Below are 17,150 nucleotides of genomic sequence, written 5' to 3'. Positions count from 1 at the left end.
TGCCGTTCGTCACTCGTCCTCGACGTAGCGGGGACGAGCGATCGCCATACCCGCCGCCGTCTGCACGGCGAGCGCGCCCAGCAGGAACCCGAGCGGCGCGGTCCAGCCGCCGGTGACCTCGTAGAGGATGCCGACCATCAGCGGGCCGAGGGCCGCGATCACGTACCCGGTGCTCTGCGCGAACGCGGAGAGCGCGACCGTCCCCTCGGCGGTGCGGGCGCGTAGACCGATGGCGGTCAGGATCATCGGGAACGCGCCCTGGCCGATCGCCAGGAGGGCGACCCAGAGCAGCGCGGCACCGCGCGGGGCGAACGCCAACCCCAGGTAGGCGAGCGCCGACGCGGTGGTCAGCCCGAGCACCAACGGACGCAGGCTGCCGAGTCGACCGGCCAGGGTGGGCATCAGCAGCGCGATCGGCACACCGAGCGCGGTCACCCCGGCGAGCAGCAGTCCGGCCGACTCCGGCTGGTAGCCGGCGTCGCGGAACAACTGGGCCAGCCAGCCCATGATCGCGTACCCGCTGAGCGACTGTGCCCCGAAGTAGACGGCCATCGCCCAGCCGAGCCGGGTCCGGGCCGGCGCGGCGACGGCCGCCGTCGGGGTCGAGCGCCGCGCGCCCGCCCGGGTCCGCAGCGCCAGTGGCACCCACGGAAGTACGGCCACCGCGGCCATCGCGGCCCAGACGCCCAGCCCCGCGCGCCACGAGCCGAAGGCGTGCGCGATCGGCACCGCGGAGGCCGCGGCCACCGTCGTGCCGAGGGTCAACGCCATCGTGTACGCCCCGGTGACCAGCCCGGTCCGGTGCGGGAAGTGTTGCTTGACCAGCATCGGCAGCAGGATGTTGGCGACCGCGATGCCGGCCAGCGCCAGAGCGCTGGTGAGCACGAAGATCCAGGCCGAGTCGGTGGTGGCCCGGAGCACCTGACCGGCGGCGAGGGCGAACATGGCGACCACCAGCACCCGGGCCGGTGCCACCCGGCGGACCAGCCACGGGGTGAGCGCGCCGAGCCCGGCGAACGCGATGGTCGGCAGGGTGGTGACCAGACCAGCCATGGTGCCGGAGAGCCCCAGCCCGTCGCGGACCTCGTCGAGCAGGGCGCCGAGGCTGGTCACCACGGCGCGCAGGTTGAGCGCGACCAGCAGCATCCCGACCAGTACGAGCGCGCCACCGGTCGCCGGGTGCGTCCGTCGGCCCGCGCCGGGGTCACCCGTCGAGGGTGGGTCGACGAGGACGGCAGCGGGAGGCGCCGGAGCTGCGGTGGGTGGCGGGGTCATGACCGCTAACCTACAATCATGGGATGAATTATGGGCCGGTGCTGTAACCAGTGCCACCGTCTGGCGATTCCCCCTCCGCACCGCAGGTGCCGCCCCGCGACCAGCCCGCCGTGCCGCCTCGCGGCCACCGGGTCCGGCAGACCATCGAGCAGCTCCGCGCCCGGATCCTCGGCGGCGAGTGGCCCGTCGGCGGGCGCATCCCCACCGAGCCGCAGCTCGTCGCCGCGCTGGGCGTGGGGCGCAACACCGTTCGGGAGGCCGTCCGAGCCCTGGTGCACGCCGGGGTGCTGGAGTGCCGGCAGGGCTCCGGCACCTACGTGGTGTCCACCGACGAGCTGGCGCCGGTGGTCGCCCGCCACCTCAGTGACGACCGGATGACCGAGGTCATCGAGGTGCGGCGCGCCTTCGAGGTAGAGGCCGCCCGGCTCGCCGCGCTGCGACGTACCCCGGAGGACCTGGCGGCGCTCGACGGCGTGCTCGCCGAACGCGAGGCCGCCTGGCGCGGCGGCCGGGTCGACGCGTTCGTCGAGGCCGACGCGGCCCTGCACGTCGCGGTGGTCGCCGCCGCGCACAACGCCATGCTCGCCGAGCTGTACGCCTCGGTCGGCACCGCCCTGCGCAGCACGGTCGCCCAGGCGATGGGGGGCGCGCTCACGTCCGAGCGCTACGTCGACCACACCCGGTTGGTCGAGGCGATCCGGGCCGGCGATCCGGGCCGGGCGGCGATCGAAGCCGGCGCTTTTCTGGAACCCGCCGAACGGGCATAGGTTGTGCCCGACAGAAAAGCGGACACCTCGGGAGTACGAATGCTCAAGGGCTTCAAAGACTTCATCATGCGCGGCAACGTCGTCGACCTGGCGGTCGGCATCGTCATCGGCGCCGCGTTCACCGGCGTCGTCACCCAACTCACCAAGTCGTTCCTCGAACCACTGATCAAGGCAATCGGTGGGGGCAGCGGCCTCACCGCCGGCAAGTGGACGCTCAACGGACAGGTCTTCGACTGGGCGGCCTTCATCAACGCCCTGATCACGTTCGTGCTGACGGCTGCGGTGCTCTACTTCTTCGTGGTGTTCCCCATGAACAAGCTGGCCGAGCGTCGGCAGCGGGGCGAGGAGCCGCCGCCGGCGGCACCGAGCGAGGAGGTCAAGCTGCTCACCGAGATCCGGGACGCGCTGGTCTCCGCCGGCCACACCACCCCCGGTCAGCAGCGCGGGGCGCTGGACGACGTGCTGGGCCGCCGCCCGGAGCCGCCGACGCAGCGCTGACACCGAACGGATGCACATCGGCCCCTGCGGGATTCCCGCAGGGGCCGCACCTTCTCGTACGTGTGTTCGATAGAGTCCCGCCATGGAGCAGCGTAAGCACTGGTGGAACGGGAAATGGGGGCGGCTGGCCCGACGGGACGTCTTCCTCCGGGTGGACGCCGACCGGTGGCACGTCGAGCAGCGGGCCGGCGGGGCCGAGGGCATCTCCCGGTTCTACGAGTACGGCAGTGCGGACGAGGCAGAGGACACCGTCCGGGCGCTTCTCGACGGTCCGGACACCTGGCGGGAGCTGTCCCCCCGCCCGCCCGGCGGCTGGACCCTCCCGAACGGCTGAGCACCTCCGACCTGTCGCCTCTCGCCATCGGCGCCGGACCTGTCGTCTGCGAGCCGCTGCTCTGGGACAAGGGTGCCGGCCCACGCCGAGGTTGCGGCTGCGCGTCGGGTCGGCGGCGGGCGGGCCGACCGGCGCGCGCGGGGCGGGCAGCGGGCGGGTGACGGCGTTTAGCGGCGTACCGCCCCGGGAACCGCAATGGGATGGACCAGCAGGACGAGCAGCAGGCGACCATCGCGCGGATCACCACCGGGATGCCGGTGATCGACTCAGCCGGCACCGAGGTCGGGACCGTGGACCTCGTCCAGCGGGGTGACCCGAACGCGGTGACCGTCCAGACACCGAATGCCGACCCGGGCAGCAGCCTGGACGAGCTGATCGAGGCGACCGCGGTCGAGGAGCCGGATGTTCCCGCCGATCTGGCGGCGCGGCTGCTGCACAGCGGTTACCTGAAGGTCTCGACCGAGCTGACCCGCACGGGCGCGGTCTACGTACCGGCCGACCGGATCGGGTCGGTGGCCGACGGCCGGGTCCTCCTCGCCGTGGGCGTGGCCGACCTGCCGCCCGAGGAGTGACCCCACCGCTCTGATCGACTCGGGTTCACGGAAATCGGTGCGTCCGGAGCCTCCGGACCGCCCGACTTCAGGACACCCGAGTGGATCTTCCCGGCACGGCGGGGGCCGGCTGGTCCGACGCGCTGAGGGCCGGCTGGTCCGGCGCGGCGGGGGCCGGCTGGTCCGGCGCGGGCGGCGCGGGTGGGCGGCGGTGGAAGAGCAGCAGCATCAGGCAGCCCGCGATCAGACCCCAGAACGCCCCGCCCACGCCGATCAGGGTGACCCCGGAGGCGGTCACCACGAAGGTGACCACGGCGGCCTCCCGGGTCGCCGGGTCGGTCACCGCCGCGGCGAGCGCGGTGGCGAGGGCACCCAGTAGGGCCAGCCCGGCGACCGCCTCGATGAGGATCGGCGGGGCGACCGCGACCAGCGCGGTCGCCACGCCAGCGCCCAGACCGAGCAGGGCCAGGCCGGCACCGGCGGTGACCGAGGCGACCCATCGTCGCTCCGGGTCCGGATGGGCGTCCGGGCCGGCGGCCAGCGCGGCGGTGATCGCCGCGAGGTTCACCGCGTGCCCGCCGGCCGGTGCGGCGAGCAGGCTGGCCAGGCCGGTGGCCCGCAGCGCGGCGCCGAACGGCGGCCGGTAGCCGTAGCCGACCAGCACCGCCATGCCGGGCACGTTCTGCGCGGCCATGGTGACCAGGAACAGCGGTAGGGCGAGGCCGACAAGCGCGGACGCGTCCCAGGCCGGCACGGTCACGGTGATCGACGGGGCCAGCGAGGCACCGGTCAGGCCGGTCGGCGGCGCGGTGAGCGCGATCGCGACCACCGCCACCAGCAACGCGCCGGGCACCGCCCAGCGGCGGGCGAACCGGTGCAGCAGCAGCCAGCCGACCACCACCGGACCCGCCACCACCGGCAGTTCCACGAGTGCGCGGACCGGGGCGGTGCACAACGGGAGCAGCACCCCGGCGAGCATCGCGCCGGCCACCGGCTTGGGGATGGCGGCCACCGCACGGCCGAGTGGCGGAAACAGCCCGGCCGCCACGACCAGCACACCGGAGACGAGGAAGGCGCCCACCGCGACCGGCCAACCGCCCGGCGGTGCTCCGGTGGCCACCAGCAGCGCCGCGCCCGGTGTGGACCAGGCCACGCTCATCGGTATCCGGTGCCGCCAGCCCAGCCAGGCGGCGGAGAGCCCGCACGCCACGCAGAGGGCGAGCAGGCCGGAGGCGGCCTGCGCGTCCGACGCGCCGGCCGCGCGGAGCCCGGCCAGCACGACGGTGAACGAGCTGGCGAAGCCGACCAGGGCGGTCACCACGCCGGCCAACACCGGTTGGACGCGTCCGGCCATGCCACCCTCCCGGGGTGTTCCGTTTACGGAACGACAGTGTGTAGCACGATAGCCGGGTGCCGCAGCCACCACCAGCCCGCCGTCCGGGCCTCGACGTGGATCCCGCCGTCGTCGGCCGCCGGGTCCGTGCCCTGCGCGAGGAGCGGGGAATCTCACTGTCCACACTGGCCCGGCTCGCCGGCGTCGGAAAGGCCACCCTCTCCGGCCTGGAGCGCGGCACCCGCAACCCGACCCTGGAGACGCTCTGGGCGGTCACCGCGCAACTCGGCGTACCGTTCACCGCCCTGCTGGCCGAGCCGACCGCCGGGGCCGGCCCCACCGCGCAGGGCACCGCGGTCACCGCCACCCTGCTGGAGGTGTTCGCGGACACCGACGCGACCTACGAGCTGTACCGGATGCGGGTCGCGCCCGGCCCGGCGCAACTCTCCCCCGCCCACCAGCCGGGGGTCACCGAGCACATCACCGTCTTCGCCGGGGTGCTGCGCGCCGGCCCGGCCGACGCGCCGCTGACCGCGCCGGCCGGCGGTCACCTCCGCTGGGTGTCCGACGTGCCACACAGCTACGCGGCGGTGGGTGACGAGGAGGTCGCCGCCAGCCTCCTGCTGCGCTACCCGCGGCACTGAGGCCCGGCCGACCGGTCACGCTCCGTCGGGTCCGTCGACGAAAATCGCAATCATTTCTCGACGCACGCAGGAGCCGTAGAGACGAAGGCGGGGTGTTCTTGGCAAGCTTGACCCATGACGCTGATCCTCCGCTCGGTCATCCTCAACGACATCGGCCTGGTCCGCACCAACAACGAGGACTCCGCCCTCGCCGGTGACCGCCTGATCGCCGTCGCCGACGGCATGGGCGGGCTGCCCGCGGGCGAGGTGGCGAGCGAGATCGTGATCCGGATCCTGGACGAGCTGGCCCCGCCCACAGATCCCGACGGTGCCGCCGACGCCCTGCGTGCCGTGGTCAGCACCGCCAACCAGCGCATCCACGCCGCCATCACCGTCGACCCGAGCCGCGACGGGATGGGCACCACGCTCACCGCGGCGCTGCTGGCCGGCGAGACGCTGGTCCTGGCCCAGGTCGGCGACTCCCGCTGCTACCTCTTGCGCGACGGCGAACTGACCCAGCTCACCCGGGACGACACGTTCGTCCAGGCCCTGGTCGACCAGGGCACCCTCGCCCCGGAGCAGGCCCGCCACCACCCACAGCGGTCCCTGGTGACCCGGGCCGTGCAGGGTGCCGACACCCCACCCGCGATCGGGGTGCTCACCGTGACCCCCGGCGACCGGCTGCTGCTGTGCAGCGATGGGCTCTCCGACTACGTCGAGGACGACGCCATCGCGGCGGCGCTGGGCATGTACGCCGACCGCCAGCAGTGTGGTGAGCAGTTGGTCAAGCTCGCCCACCACGCTGGCGCACCGGACAACGTGACGGTCGTGGTCTCCGACGTCGTCGCCCGCTGACCGGCACGGCTCCCCCGGCGGCTCGCCCGAACCAAGCGGTTCGGGTTCCGCCGGCCGCAGTAGGTGGTTGTGCCATCTAGGTTGCGCCGCTACTGTCCGACGCGTGGATTCCGACCGGCGCGGGCAGTGGCTGCGGGGGGTGCTCGACATCTGCGTGCTGGCCCTGCTGTCCGACCGCGAGTCCTACGGCTACCAGCTCGCCCAGGCGCTCGACGCCGCGGGCGTCGGGCCCATCCAGGGCGGCACGCTCTATCCCGTGCTGCTGCGCCTACAGAAGACCGGCCTGGTGACCGCCCAGTGGCGGGAGGGCAGCGCCGGGCCGGCCCGTAAGTACTACCGGCTCACCGACGACGGGTACGCGGCACTCCGCGCGGGCGGCAGCGCCTGGCTCACCTTCGTCCAGCCGGTGAACGACATCGTCACGAAGGGGGTCACCCGGTGAACGCCGACGATTGGCTGCGCACGCTCACCGCCGAGCTGCACCAGCGCCGGGTCGCGGCGGACGCCGCCCGGCACGTGGTCGCCGAGGCGGCCACGCACCTGCGCGAGGGTGGTGGCGACCCCTGGGTCGTCTTCGGTCCACCCCAGCAGTACGCGGGCGCGGTCGTGGAGAGCATCGGCACCGCGCCCGGACCGCGTCCCGGGCCGGTCCGGCTGCACGCGGAGGGCATCACCAAGCGGTACGGGCGGCGAACGGTGCTGCGCGACGCCACACTCACCGTCCGGGCCGGACAGATCGCCGCCGTCGTCGGCGCGAACGGCTGCGGCAAGAGCACCTTCCTGCGGATCTGCGCCGGGCTGATGTCACCCGACGCCGGTGCGGTGACCGTCTCCGGGCGGCTCGGCTACTGCCCACAGTCCGGCGGCACCGCCGACTTTCTGCTCGCCGACGAGCACTTCGTGCTGGTCGGCGCAGGTCAGGGCGTGGCCCGAGGGCCGGCCCGCCGGGCCGGTCGGGCGGCGGCTCGGCAGCTCGGTTGGGAGGCGGGCGGGGACGTGCAGGCCCGCCACCTGTCCGGCGGCACCCGGCAGAAGCTCAACCTGACCATGTCCACCCTCAGCGCCCCGGACGTGCTGCTGCTCGACGAGCCGTACCAGGGCTTCGACCAGGGCACCTACGTCAACTTCTGGGACCAGCTCAGCCGACTGCGCGACGCCGGCGCGGCGATCGTCGTGGTGACCCACCTGCTCAACCACCTCGACCGGGTGGACATCGTGCTCGACCTGACCCCGGCACAGGTGACCGGGTGGCAGGCGCCCACTGTCCAGGGAGGCCACCGGTGAACCGGCTCGTCGTCGTCGCCGAGATGACCCTGCGGGAGTTGCTGCGGCGTCGGGGCGTACTCCTGCTGTTGTTGTTGATGCCGTTGACCTTCTACCTGATCCGGCGGGACGCCTACCTCGGGCAGTCGGTCCGGTCGCTGCTTCTCGGCGTCGGTTGGGCGGTGAGCACCGCCGCGCTGTTCGCCACCACCGCGGCTCGGGAGCTGGAGCCGAGACTGCGACTGGCCGGTTACCGTCCACACCACCTCTACCTCGGCCGGGTGCTCGGCCTGTGGACGGTGGGGCTGATCATCTCCGTACCGTTCTTCCTGCTCCCCATGATCGACGGCGCGGACCTGCGGTACGGCGGCCTGGCCGCCGCGCTGCTCTGCTCCGTCGCGGTGGCGGCGCCGTTCGGGATGCTGATCGGCGCGCTGCTGCCCCGCGAGATGGAGGGGACGCTGCTGCTGCTCACCGTGGTCACGGTGCAGATGTTGATCGACCCGGCCGGCTCCGGGGCGAAGTTGACGCCGTTCTGGTCGACCCGGGAGATCGCCACCTGGGCGGTGGACCACACCGACCAGGGTTATCTCTCCCGTGGTGTGCTGCACGGGCTCGTCGTCACCGCCCTGCTGGTCGTCGGTGTGGCCGCCGTGGTCAGCGTCCGCCTGCGTCGCCGCCGACACCTGCGGCACCTCCCGGTCGGATGACCGGCGTGGATACCGCCAATCCGGTTGCTCCGACCAGCACGGCAGGTTGAGATGGGCGGATGACCATCCGCCGAGTGACCGCCGACGAGCGTCTCACCACCAGCTTCCCGCTGGCCGCGTACGCCTTCGAGTCGTCGCCGCTTGGTGCCGCCCGGACCGAGGAGTTCCGCGACTACCTGGCCTACAACCAGGGCAACCGGACTCTGATCACCGAGGAGGACGGCGTCACGCTGGCCGCCGCCTCGTCCATCCCGATGCGACAGAACCTGCGCGGGGCGGTGTTGCCGATGGCGGGCGTCGCCGGGGTCGCCACCCACCCGTTGGCCCGCCGGCAGGGGCACGTACGGGCGCTCCTGCACCAACTCCTCGACGAGGTACGCGACGAGGGGCACTCCCTCAGCGCGCTCTATCCGTTCCGGCCCAGCTTCTACGCCCGGTTCGGCTACGTCGGGTTACCCAAGGCGCGCAGGGCCACCTTCGCCCCAGACCACCTGGGCTCGCTGCTGCGCGCGGACCTGCCCGGTGAGGTGAGTTGGGAACGCATCGGCGTCGGCTATCCGGCGTGGCGCGCGTTCACCGAGCGCTGCCTGCGGGAGCGGCACGGTTTCGCGCTCTTCCCGGACTACCGGGCGGACGGGATGCGCGACCGGGACGAGTACTGGCTGCTCACCGCCCGCGTCGACGGTGAGGTCACCGGCGCGGTGACCTACCGGATCGACGAGCACGGCGGCACACTGCACGCCAACGAGCTGCTGGTCAGCGATCCGCTCGCGCGCATGTTGCTGTTGCAGTTCTTCGCCCGGCACGTCGACCAGGTCGAGCGGGTCACCGTCCAGGTTCCGCCGGACGAGCTGCCCGAGCTGTGGTTGACCGACCTGGACATGCACGTGGAGGCACGCATAGCGGTGCCGGGCTCGTCCGCCCCGATGGCCCGGCTGTTGTCGCTTGACGCGTTGAGCGGGCTGCCGGCCGGCCCCGGTCGGGTGCGGGTCGAGCTGACCGGGGACCGCTGGCTGGCCGGCACCCATCTGCTGGACGGCACCGGCGGCGCCCTGGAGCTGACCGCCGACACCGCCGGCCGCGCGCCGTCCGCCACCCTCACGGCGGCCGGGCTCTCCGCCCTGGCGTACGGGGTGCTGGATCCTGCCGAGCTGCCGTTGCGGGACCTGGGTGTGGTGCCGGTGGACGCCGCCGCGGAGCTGCGCAGCATCTTCCCGCGCCGGGTGCCGTACGTCTTCGCCGACTTCTGAGCCTTCCTCACAACCGGGTTTGTCGCCCCGGCGAGCGTGGGTACCGTCCCGCGAATGCCGGAGTGGTTACAGGCGGGTGGGTGGGGGCTGCTGGCCGGATCGGCGCTGCTGGTCGGGGCGGCGGTCGGTTGGTTCGCCCGGGTACCGCAGCGCGTCATCGCGTCGATCATGGCGTTCGGGGCGGGGGTGCTGCTCTCCGCCGTGTCGTTCGAGCTGATCGCCGAGGCACACGCGCAGGGCGGGCTGCTGCCCACCGCGCTCGGCGCGGGCGGCGGTGCGCTTGTCTACACCCTGGCCAACCTGGCCCTCGCCCGGCACGGCGCGCGGCACCGGAAGCGCTCCGGCGACCAGCAGCCCTCCGAGGGCGAGCAGCCCGGCTCGGGGTCGGCGATCGCGGTGGGCGCGCTGCTGGACGGCGTACCGGAATCCGTGGTGATCGGCGCGAGTCTGCTCGGCGGTGGCACGGTCAGCATGGTCACGGTGGCGGCGGTCTTCCTCAGCAACGTTCCGGAGGGGCTGTCCAGCGCGGCCGGCATGCGCCAGGCCGGCCGGTCCCGGCGGTACGTCTTCCTGCTCTGGGTCGGGATCGCCCTGATCAGCGGGGTGGCCGCACTGCTCGGCAACACGTTGCTGGGCGGTGCGCCGCCGGAGGTGCTGGCCGGAATCACGGCGCTGGCGGCCGGGGCGATCCTCGCCATGATCACCGACACCATGGTCCCGGAGGCGTTCGAGAACGCCCACCTGCTTGTCGGTCTCATCACGGTCGCCGGTTTCCTGACCGCGTTCGCTCTCTCCCACGCCTGACCGCCGGCCCCGCCTTAACCAGGCATTAATCCCGCACGGTGGATTCGTCGCGACGCCGGTGCGACTCCTAGCATCACCTGGTGCGCATGATGTCGCTTGCCGCTCTGCTCGTCCTCGGTGTCGCCACCGCGACCCTGCCCGCCTGCGCGCCCACCGAGCCGGCCCCCGCCTTCGAACCCGGCGCGTCCGCCTCGCCGGTGGCCACGCCAACCACGGCCCCGACCGAGGCACCGCAGACCCGCGACGGTCTCGGCGGCCCGGGGGCCAGCGCGAGCCCGAAACCCGCCGCGAAGGTGCTCGCGGCCGGCAACCCGAACGGCAGGGCCACCGTGCCGGCCGAGGCACGGGCGGTGGACACCTCGAAGCCGACCCGGACCATCGGCACCGGCACCCCGGCGAGCTGCACCTCGGCAGCGGTCGTGAAGGCCGTCGCTGCCGGCGGTGTCATCACGTTCAACTGCGGACCCGCCCCGGTGACGATCAAGATGACCGCCACCGCGAAGGTCCGCAATGCCAACGGGCCGAAGATCGTGCTGGACGGCGGCGGCAAGGTCACCCTGAGCGGCCAGGGGCAGCGCCGCATCCTCTATATGAACACCTGCGACGAGGCCCAGGGCTTCACCACCTCGCACTGCCAGAACCAGGACCACCCGCAGCTCACCGTGCAGAACCTCACCTTCGCCGACGGCAACTCCACAGGCGAGAAGGCCGAGGGCGGCGGCGGTGGGGCGATCTTCGTTCGCGGCGGGCGGTTCAAGCTGGTCAACTCGCGCTTTGTCCGCAACCGCTGCGACCGCACCGGCCCCGACCTGGGCGGCGCGGCCATCCGGGTGCTCAGCCAGTTCGAGAACAAGCCGGTGTACGTCGTGAGCAGCACCTTCGGCGGCGCGTCCGGCCAGGGTGGTTCCTGCTCGAACGGGGGCGCGTTGAGCAGCATCGGCGTCTCCTGGGTGGTGCTGAACAGCGTGCTCAGCCACAACGAGGCGATCGGCAGCGGCGCCAACCCGGCCAAGTCCGGCACCCCCGGCGGCGGCAGCGGCGGCGCGATCTACTGCGACGGCAACGAGTTCACCGTACGGATCGCCGGCACGATCATCGAGAACAACAAGGCCAACGAGGGCGGCGGCGCGGTCTTCTTCGTCAGCAACAACCGCACGGGCACGATGAAGATCGAAGGCTCGACCCTGCGCCGCAATCCCAGCGGACAGTTCGAGACCCGAGGCTTCCCCGGCATCTTCTTCCTGGGCGCCCAGAACCCCACGGTGACCAACTCCAAGCTCTCCTGACCGAAAGGGGTCAGTAGGGGTTCCCCTCGCCGGGCGGGCGGGCGTGCAGGAGAGCGGCGGGGCGGCCGGGCAGGTCCCGTGCGCCGGACATCGGTGGGCTCGGCGTGTGGTCGCCGTCGGCCATCCCGGCGAAGAGTTCCTTGAGCGCCGTCAGCGCACTGATCTTGGGCTGCCAGCCCAGCTCGGTCTCCGCGCGCTCGCTGGACATCAGCGGGGCGTTCAGACCCAGCTCCACCCAGCCCGCGTCCACCGGTTGCAGCCGCGCCCGCCAGGTCAGCGCCGCCGCCACCCGCAGCACCGGCGCGGCGACCGGCACCGTCCAACCGTGGAAGTGCCGAGCCACCAGCTCCGGGGTGAGCACCGGGTCCGCCGCGACGTTGAAAGCGCCGCGCACATCACTCATGACCGCCCGGGCGTACGCGTCGGCCACGTCGTCGGCGTGCACCGCCTGCATCCGCAACCGGCGGTTCGTCGGGACCAGCGGGATCCGGCCGAAACGCAACAGCCGCACCGGCGCCAGCGGGCCGAGAAAGTAGCGGGTGATCTCCGCACCGGCGGCCCGCTGGAAGATCAGCCCGGGTCGCATCCGCACCACCCGCAACGTCGGGTGATCACGCTCGATCCGGTTCAGCACCGCCTCCACCTCGGCCTTGTGCTCGCTGTACGACGAGCCGGGCACCCCGGTGGCCGGCCACCGCTCACTGATCGGGTGGTCCTTCGGGCCAGGGGCGTAGGTGCCCACCGACGAGGCGTACACCAACGCCGGCACACCGGCCCGGATCACCGCGTCGAACACCGCCTGGCTGCCCTCGACGTTGGTTCGCCGCAGCACCCGCTGATCGTGGCTGGGCTGGATCTGCCAGGCCAGGTGCACCACCGCGTCCGCACCCGCGAACACCTCGGCGAGCTGCCCCGCCGCGCCCGGCGCACCAATGTCGCAGGAGTGCCATTGGACCTGGTCGTACGGCTCACCGGCATCCGGGCCGGGCAACCGCCGGACCACCCCGGCCAGTTCCACGTCCCGCTCCTGGCGCAGACGCCGCAGCACCGCCGTGCCGACATTGCCGCTCGCACCCACCACCACGATCCGCATGCTCGACCCCGTACCCGCCCAGCGGCCGCTCAATCGCCCACGCCGCCCTCGCGGACGGCCGCGCGGGCGACGAGCTCCCGATCCGCGCCTCGCCGGCGGCCCCGCGGCTTGATCCACGGCCCCACGCGGTTTGATCCACGGCCCCACGCGGCTTGATCCACTCGGCTTCCGGAAAGTCGCGGTGTCACCGCGGGCAGGACAGCCCGGTTTCCGGCATCCCGAGTCGATCAAGGGCGAGCGCTACCCTGCCGACGCGTCGCTCGCCGCACTGGACCGGAAAGCACGCGAGGTGGCGCTGCTCTCCACGAGGATCAGACGAGCGGCTGCCGACCTGCCTCCGGAGGACGCGCCGTCGCCACGCCGATCGAACCAACCGTCCGCACACACCCCAGGAGACGACGACGATGATTCCCGACGACGATCCCACCCGCTCGCTGACCGTGGCGAACCCCGACGATCCCGACACGACCTACATCTCCCTGGTGGGCAACACCTACGGCATGTTGATCACGGGCGAGCAGACCAACGGCGCGTACTGCCTGATCGACATGCGCATCCCCGACGGCGGCGGCCCGCCGCCGCATCGGCACGACTTCGAGGAGATGTTCACGATCCTCGAGGGCGAGATCGAGTTCACCTTCCGCGGCGAGAAGCACGTCGTGCGGGCCGGCTCCACGATCAACATCCCGGCCAACGCGCCGCACAACTTCCGCAACACCTCCGGCGCGCCGGCCCACATGCTCTGTATGTGCACCCCGGCCGGGCAGGACGAGTACTTCACCCGCATCGGCGACGTCGTCGCGGGCAAGGACGCACCGCCGCCGCAGCTCTCACCGGACGAACTCGCCGAACGCCGCCGCCGCTCCGTCGAGCTGGCCTCGGCCTACCGCAGCGAGTTCCTGTGACCAGCCAACCGCCGGCGCTCTGACGATATCGAGCCGGGAAGCAGCCGTCGTACTGACTGCGGAAGGGGTCCGAGCCGCCTGTGCGCGGCTGGGACCCCTCGCTGGACGGCCTGCGCCTTCCCCGTGGTAGGCCGCCTGGGACTCGAACCCAGAACCTAAGGATTAAAAGTGGCCAGGGAACGACAAAACGCTATGAAGTCTTTTTGCCGTCGTGACCTTGGCTTGCCGTCCGAGTAACGGCAGTGCTGTCCCGTTGTGTCCGCGCTGGTCCAGGGCCTGGTTGCGGTGCACGACGCGGCGGTGTGGGGCCCGCCTCGTGGTGATGTCCGGGGTTGCGTGATGGGTCCGTCCTGGGTTGGGGACGTCCGAGCACCCGGGGAGCGGCCCATCGGCGGTACGACACGGTTCCGCCCGTCTCCTTGAACCGATCGCCTGCTCCTGTGGCGAGCCCAAGGGGGCCGACAGGACTGGGAAGAAATTGGGGCGCGGCGTTGATCTTCGCTGGCCATACTGGTGCCCATGAAGCTTGCTGAGGCCCTGGCGCTGCGCGCGGAAGCGGCGCGACGCGCCGAACAACTCCGTGCCCGCATCACGGCCAATGCCCGCTACCAGGAGGGCGAGGCACCCGCGGAAGACGCCTCGGCTCTCCTGACCGAGGTGGGCGAGGCCCTCGGTGAGTTGGAGTCGCTGATCCGGCGAATCAATCGCACCAACGCCGCAACCACCGTCGATGGCGCCACGCTTACTGACGCCCTGGCGCGTCGCGACGTGCTCCGTCTGCGGCACAGCGTGGTCAACTCGGCGGCGGACGCCGCCGCGGGTGAAGGTCAGCGCGGGTATCGACAGTTGCGGTCGGAGTTGAAGATGATCCCGGCGCTGCCGGTGGCCGAACTTCGCGGGCAGGCGGACGACCTCGCCCGGCAGCTTCGCGAGGTGGACACGCTGATCCAGCGGACGAACTGGGAGGTCGAGCTGCTGGACTGAGGTGTTGCGGAGCAGGTAGCCGACGTGGAGGCGTGCACGAACCCGCGAGCCGGCGGGCAATCCGGCTCCCTCCTGGCGCGCCGAGGGCAGGCGCTGGGGTTCGATTCCCCGGCACACATCGCATGCCCAGCACAGCACACAGGTGACGGCGCACAGGGCACGGCACACTACCGGGTGCAGATCCACGACGGTGAGGGTGGGACAGGGGACTTCCGCAACCTCTTGCAGCAGGCTCAAAGGTGGCACCTGACGGCTGTCGATCGCGTCGCCGCCACCCCTGCCGTCCGAGGAGCGCGTTCAGGCGCTGCTCGTCTACAGCAGCAGCCGTGCGCTCCCGACGGCGTCAGGCTCGACGACAACGGTCATGAAGCTCGGCAATGACTTCTTTCTCAGGCGCGGTGATGTCGCCATCGACCGTGGCCACCCGGCTGGCGACGTCAAGGAGCTCGGTCAGGTCTCCGGGCTCGGCGTCCAGACGCCTCCACACCTCGTTGGGGTCAATTTCGACAACGTCAGCTAGTTGATCATCGACTACCCCGTGCAGTTCGCGGACGGTGCGCGCCAGGTGCTTCATCAGCAGCGCTTCATCGTGGCCGATCTTGTTGTCCGCTGTGATGACGAGCCACGCGACCCACAGCAACAGCCTCGGGTGCTGACTCCGGCTGCTCAGCCTCTCGGCGAGCTCAGTCACCCGCGCCTCGTTACGGAAGACGGTTCGCGCGTGCCGGCCCGCGAACAGCGTCGTGTAGCGGTTCAGCACGACGGTGAGGGGAATGCCGACCAGGGGGATGCCGACCTTGATGACGTTGCGCTGCAGGAGGTGCTTCCCGACGACGGGAAGCCCTTTCGCCGCGGTCAGGACGCTCTTGGAGTAGAACCGCTTGACCAACGGGCGCACCACGAGCGGGACCGACTTGGTCAGGCTCTCCCGCGCGAGCTCCCCGCCTTTGATCGTGAAGGCCACACGGATGAGCTTCCACATGTCGTCTGGGTCGTCCAGGTCGAGCGGGACCCGATAAAGCACGGAGATGTCGTAGGCCAGGCGCAGCTGAAGCTGGGTGATGTAGGTGAGGTCGACCATGAGGGTCACCGCGGCGGCCGGCAGAGTCAGCGGTGAGGCTCCGCCGGCGCTGCCGATAGTGGCGGCGACGGCCGCTGAGTATGCCCCGGCCGAGAGTCCGCCTTCAAGCGCGGCATACCGTGATGCCATCGTGATCCGCTGTTCGACGATGCTATCCGCCGGCACGCCCTTGTACTTCTCCTGGAAGTACAGCCAGTCGACCTTGTTAGTGTAGGAAGTTAGGGCCTGCGCGACCAATTTCGTGAACCAGTTGCCTGACTTGACGTCGTCCGGGTTCAAGCCCTTAATGAACTCCCGCAGCTCGGTCCGCTCCCGCTCGACAGCCTCCCGGGCAGCACCGTCGTCGGAGTCGCCGGCGTCGTTCGGAGCTTCGGTCATAGCTATTTCTCCCAGGATGTTCAGCGTTGATCTTCTCGATGGTCGACAGATGGGTTTCAATCGGCGATGACCCTGCTCGGCTGCGACTGTCGAGTCGCGTCATTGTGCCGGCGAGTGGCACGACTGGGTAGTCGGTCGTGGTCTACGTCGTGGTGGCTGCGGGCTTTCGCACCATTCAGCCCGGCGGCGGAGCTGTGTGTAGACGCCCGTGAGGCCCATATCCTTGCGTGCTTCGTACACGGACTGCTGGATCTCGCGCCGGGTGCGTTCCGTGTCCTTGATGATCAGTTGGTCGACAGGCCGGTATCGGCTTCGTAGCGGTCGCGTCGTTCGAGTATGGGATCGAGGATCGCGGCTAGATCCAGTAGTCGGCTTCGTCTGCCTTGACCACGAAGGCGACGCTGTGCCTGGCTCGCGTGACGGCAACGTAGAGCCGGTCGGGTGCTTTGAGGGCTGAGTGGTCGGCCGTCCGTAGATAGCTGAGCATCGGCTTGGTGGGGAAGATCAACACGCGGTCGTAGGTGCTGCCCTTGGAGACACCGATATTGAGGGCTGCTAGTCCGAGCGTTGGCGTCTTGACCGAATCACGCAGCACTCGGGGAGAATATTTCGCCATGTAGGCGGGCACGCCCTCTCCGGTGATCTTGAAGATGCCGTCGTGTCCCGTCTCAGCAAGGTTCCGGGACGTCGTGGTTGGCATCTGGGGGTAAAGCCGGTCGGACCAGTCGCAGATGAGCTGGTGGCAACGCCAGCTTTCGGTACGCATCTCCACCGAGCAGGCCGCTCGTCGGCGCTGGAACCAGTCCAGGATCCCGGCTCCGCGGTACTTCTTGTTACGTGGTCCGTTGTTCGTGGCGAGGGTGTGCTGACGGGGATCGCCCACGACGGTGACGCCCATGCTCGACCCGAAGAGCTTGTCGACGAAGTCGAGGTCGTAACCTACGAGGTCTTGGAACTCGTCGATGTAAATGTGGTCGTACATCGCTTCCAGTCGGTGCATCACGGCACCGTCGGAGGCGCTGTCGGCGCAGCAGACAAAGTCGGAGACTCCGTCGCGGTACATGTCGCCGTTGCGGTCGAAGTAGTACGCGAGAGGTTTGTCGCGCCGGCTGAACTGTGGCCGCCGACCGCTGAAGTTAAGCGACCGGATGTGGTCAATC

Annotated in this window: 19 protein-coding genes and 1 pseudogene; 14 read left to right on the top strand and 6 right to left on the bottom strand. The window is 71.1% G+C overall.

The genetic code is table 11. From position 1 onward, the window contains the following. Positions 1–9: 9 nt before the first annotated feature. Entirely contained in the window at positions 10–1,275 is a 1,266-nt protein-coding gene (locus tag AB0A90_RS08750) for an MFS transporter (protein WP_357243886.1), read from the bottom strand. Between the two features lie 86 nt (positions 1,276–1,361). Here AB0A90_RS08750 and AB0A90_RS08745 point away from each other — a divergent pair, with 86 nt between their 5' ends. From AB0A90_RS08745 to AB0A90_RS08730, 4 genes are all read left to right on the top strand, one after another. Beyond that, entirely contained in the window at positions 1,362–2,042 is a 681-nt protein-coding gene (locus tag AB0A90_RS08745; protein WP_357244111.1) for an FCD domain-containing protein, read from the top strand. Positions 2,043–2,081: 39 nt separating this feature from the next. Continuing rightward, positions 2,082–2,540, top strand: coding sequence for a large conductance mechanosensitive channel protein MscL (gene mscL, locus AB0A90_RS08740; RefSeq protein WP_357243883.1), 459 nt, complete (start codon positions 2,082–2,084; stop codon positions 2,538–2,540). Between the two features lie 82 nt (positions 2,541–2,622). Beyond that, the gene (locus tag AB0A90_RS08735) at positions 2,623–2,874 is read left to right on the top strand and encodes a hypothetical protein (RefSeq protein ID WP_238678688.1); all 252 of its coding nucleotides are present in this window, start codon (positions 2,623–2,625) and stop codon (positions 2,872–2,874) included. 200 nt (positions 2,875–3,074) lie between these two features. After that, positions 3,075–3,446 (top strand): hypothetical protein, encoded by a 372-nt coding sequence (locus AB0A90_RS08730; RefSeq protein ID WP_357243880.1) that lies wholly within the window; start codon positions 3,075–3,077, stop codon positions 3,444–3,446. A gap of 67 nt (positions 3,447–3,513) precedes the next feature. Here the strand turns inward: AB0A90_RS08730 and AB0A90_RS08725 are convergent, their stop codons facing one another. Continuing rightward, entirely contained in the window at positions 3,514–4,779 is a 1,266-nt protein-coding gene (locus AB0A90_RS08725; protein ID WP_357243877.1) for a benzoate/H(+) symporter BenE family transporter, read from the bottom strand. A 56-nt stretch (positions 4,780–4,835) separates the two neighbouring features. Between AB0A90_RS08725 and AB0A90_RS08720 the strand changes: the two genes are divergently transcribed. The 8 genes from AB0A90_RS08720 (at position 4,836) to AB0A90_RS08685 (ending at position 11,549) form a co-directional block, all read left to right on the top strand. Further along, on the top strand, positions 4,836–5,402 hold the full coding sequence (locus AB0A90_RS08720) for an XRE family transcriptional regulator (RefSeq protein ID WP_357243874.1): 567 nt from the start codon (positions 4,836–4,838) through the stop codon (positions 5,400–5,402). A gap of 114 nt (positions 5,403–5,516) precedes the next feature. Further along, on the top strand, positions 5,517–6,236 hold the full coding sequence (locus AB0A90_RS08715) for a protein phosphatase 2C domain-containing protein (protein ID WP_357243871.1): 720 nt from the start codon (positions 5,517–5,519) through the stop codon (positions 6,234–6,236). A 103-nt stretch (positions 6,237–6,339) separates the two neighbouring features. Next, positions 6,340–6,678, top strand: coding sequence for a PadR family transcriptional regulator (locus AB0A90_RS08710; protein WP_179781709.1), 339 nt, complete (start codon positions 6,340–6,342; stop codon positions 6,676–6,678). Next, complete coding sequence (locus AB0A90_RS08705; protein WP_357243867.1) at positions 6,675–7,520, top strand: ATP-binding cassette domain-containing protein; 846 nt, start codon at positions 6,675–6,677, stop codon at positions 7,518–7,520. The genes AB0A90_RS08710 and AB0A90_RS08705 overlap by 4 nt, the downstream gene beginning before the upstream one ends. Further along, positions 7,517–8,209, top strand: a complete 693-nt coding sequence (locus AB0A90_RS08700) for a hypothetical protein (RefSeq protein ID WP_357243864.1) — start codon at positions 7,517–7,519, stop codon at positions 8,207–8,209. The genes AB0A90_RS08705 and AB0A90_RS08700 overlap by 4 nt, the downstream gene beginning before the upstream one ends. 59 nt (positions 8,210–8,268) lie before the next feature. After that, positions 8,269–9,459, top strand: a complete 1,191-nt coding sequence (locus AB0A90_RS08695) for a GNAT family N-acetyltransferase (RefSeq protein ID WP_357243861.1) — start codon at positions 8,269–8,271, stop codon at positions 9,457–9,459. 54 nt (positions 9,460–9,513) lie between these two features. Next, the gene (locus tag AB0A90_RS08690) at positions 9,514–10,263 is read left to right on the top strand and encodes a ZIP family zinc transporter (RefSeq protein ID WP_357243858.1); all 750 of its coding nucleotides are present in this window, start codon (positions 9,514–9,516) and stop codon (positions 10,261–10,263) included. Positions 10,264–10,349: 86 nt separating this feature from the next. Beyond that, positions 10,350–11,549 carry a hypothetical protein gene (locus tag AB0A90_RS08685; protein WP_357244108.1) on the top strand — a complete coding sequence of 400 codons (1,200 nt, stop codon included), beginning with the start codon at positions 10,350–10,352 and terminating at the stop codon, positions 11,547–11,549. Positions 11,550–11,559: 10 nt separating this feature from the next. On the opposite strand, the gene AB0A90_RS08680 is transcribed toward AB0A90_RS08685, so the two are convergent. Then, entirely contained in the window at positions 11,560–12,642 is a 1,083-nt protein-coding gene (locus AB0A90_RS08680; protein WP_357243855.1) for an NAD-dependent epimerase/dehydratase family protein, read from the bottom strand. A 404-nt stretch (positions 12,643–13,046) separates the two neighbouring features. Here AB0A90_RS08680 and AB0A90_RS08675 point away from each other — a divergent pair, with 404 nt between their 5' ends. Together AB0A90_RS08675 and AB0A90_RS08670 are read left to right on the top strand one after the other, a co-directional pair. Continuing rightward, positions 13,047–13,547, top strand: a complete 501-nt coding sequence (locus tag AB0A90_RS08675) for a cupin domain-containing protein (RefSeq protein ID WP_357243852.1) — start codon at positions 13,047–13,049, stop codon at positions 13,545–13,547. A gap of 519 nt (positions 13,548–14,066) precedes the next feature. Continuing rightward, entirely contained in the window at positions 14,067–14,531 is a 465-nt protein-coding gene (locus tag AB0A90_RS08670; protein ID WP_357243848.1) for a DIP1984 family protein, read from the top strand. A gap of 343 nt (positions 14,532–14,874) precedes the next feature. Here AB0A90_RS08670 and AB0A90_RS08665 read toward each other — a convergent pair whose 3' ends face one another. From AB0A90_RS08665 to AB0A90_RS08655, 3 genes and pseudogenes are all read right to left on the bottom strand, one after another. Further along, a complete protein-coding gene (locus tag AB0A90_RS08665) occupies positions 14,875–15,990 on the bottom strand; it encodes a hypothetical protein (protein ID WP_357243845.1) in 1,116 nt (371 codons plus the stop codon). Between the two features lie 142 nt (positions 15,991–16,132). Beyond that, positions 16,133–16,349 (bottom strand): annotated as a pseudogene (locus tag AB0A90_RS08660) (tryptophan--tRNA ligase); the annotation flags it as partial. Further along, positions 16,346–17,053 carry a UvrD-helicase domain-containing protein gene (locus AB0A90_RS08655; RefSeq protein WP_357244105.1) on the bottom strand — a complete coding sequence of 236 codons (708 nt, stop codon included), beginning with the start codon at positions 17,051–17,053 and terminating at the stop codon, positions 16,346–16,348. The pseudogene AB0A90_RS08660 and the gene AB0A90_RS08655, both read right to left, overlap by 4 nt. Positions 17,054–17,150 lie beyond the last annotated feature (97 nt).

Source organism: Micromonospora sp. NPDC049204, from assembly GCF_040647935.1.
Taxonomy (GTDB): Bacteria; Actinomycetota; Actinomycetes; order Mycobacteriales; family Micromonosporaceae; genus Micromonospora.
Note: the sequence above shows the minus strand (reverse complement) of the source record. Positions and strands in the feature narration are given on the sequence as shown.

What these genes read in the sequence shown, in the direction of transcription:
- AB0A90_RS08750 (WP_357243886.1), bottom strand. Translation starts at nt 1,275, where the DNA reads ATGACCCCGCCACCCACCGCAGCTCCGGCGCCTCCCGCTGCCGTCCTC.
- mscL (WP_357243883.1), top strand. Translation starts at nt 2,082, where the DNA reads ATGCTCAAGGGCTTCAAAGACTTCATCATGCGCGGCAACGTCGTCGAC.
- AB0A90_RS08735 (WP_238678688.1), top strand. Translation starts at nt 2,623, where the DNA reads ATGGAGCAGCGTAAGCACTGGTGGAACGGGAAATGGGGGCGGCTGGCC.
- AB0A90_RS08730 (WP_357243880.1), top strand. Translation starts at nt 3,075, where the DNA reads ATGGACCAGCAGGACGAGCAGCAGGCGACCATCGCGCGGATCACCACC.
- AB0A90_RS08725 (WP_357243877.1), bottom strand. Translation starts at nt 4,779, where the DNA reads ATGGCCGGACGCGTCCAACCGGTGTTGGCCGGCGTGGTGACCGCCCTG.
- AB0A90_RS08715 (WP_357243871.1), top strand. Translation starts at nt 5,517, where the DNA reads ATGACGCTGATCCTCCGCTCGGTCATCCTCAACGACATCGGCCTGGTC.
- AB0A90_RS08695 (WP_357243861.1), top strand. Translation starts at nt 8,269, where the DNA reads ATGACCATCCGCCGAGTGACCGCCGACGAGCGTCTCACCACCAGCTTC.
- AB0A90_RS08690 (WP_357243858.1), top strand. Translation starts at nt 9,514, where the DNA reads ATGCCGGAGTGGTTACAGGCGGGTGGGTGGGGGCTGCTGGCCGGATCG.
- AB0A90_RS08685 (WP_357244108.1), top strand. Translation starts at nt 10,350, where the DNA reads ATGATGTCGCTTGCCGCTCTGCTCGTCCTCGGTGTCGCCACCGCGACC.
- AB0A90_RS08680 (WP_357243855.1), bottom strand. Translation starts at nt 12,642, where the DNA reads ATGCGGATCGTGGTGGTGGGTGCGAGCGGCAATGTCGGCACGGCGGTG.
- AB0A90_RS08675 (WP_357243852.1), top strand. Translation starts at nt 13,047, where the DNA reads ATGATTCCCGACGACGATCCCACCCGCTCGCTGACCGTGGCGAACCCC.
- AB0A90_RS08670 (WP_357243848.1), top strand. Translation starts at nt 14,067, where the DNA reads ATGAAGCTTGCTGAGGCCCTGGCGCTGCGCGCGGAAGCGGCGCGACGC.
- AB0A90_RS08665 (WP_357243845.1), bottom strand. Translation starts at nt 15,990, where the DNA reads ATGACCGAAGCTCCGAACGACGCCGGCGACTCCGACGACGGTGCTGCC.
- AB0A90_RS08655 (WP_357244105.1), bottom strand. Translation starts at nt 17,053, where the DNA reads ATGTACCGCGACGGAGTCTCCGACTTTGTCTGCTGCGCCGACAGCGCC.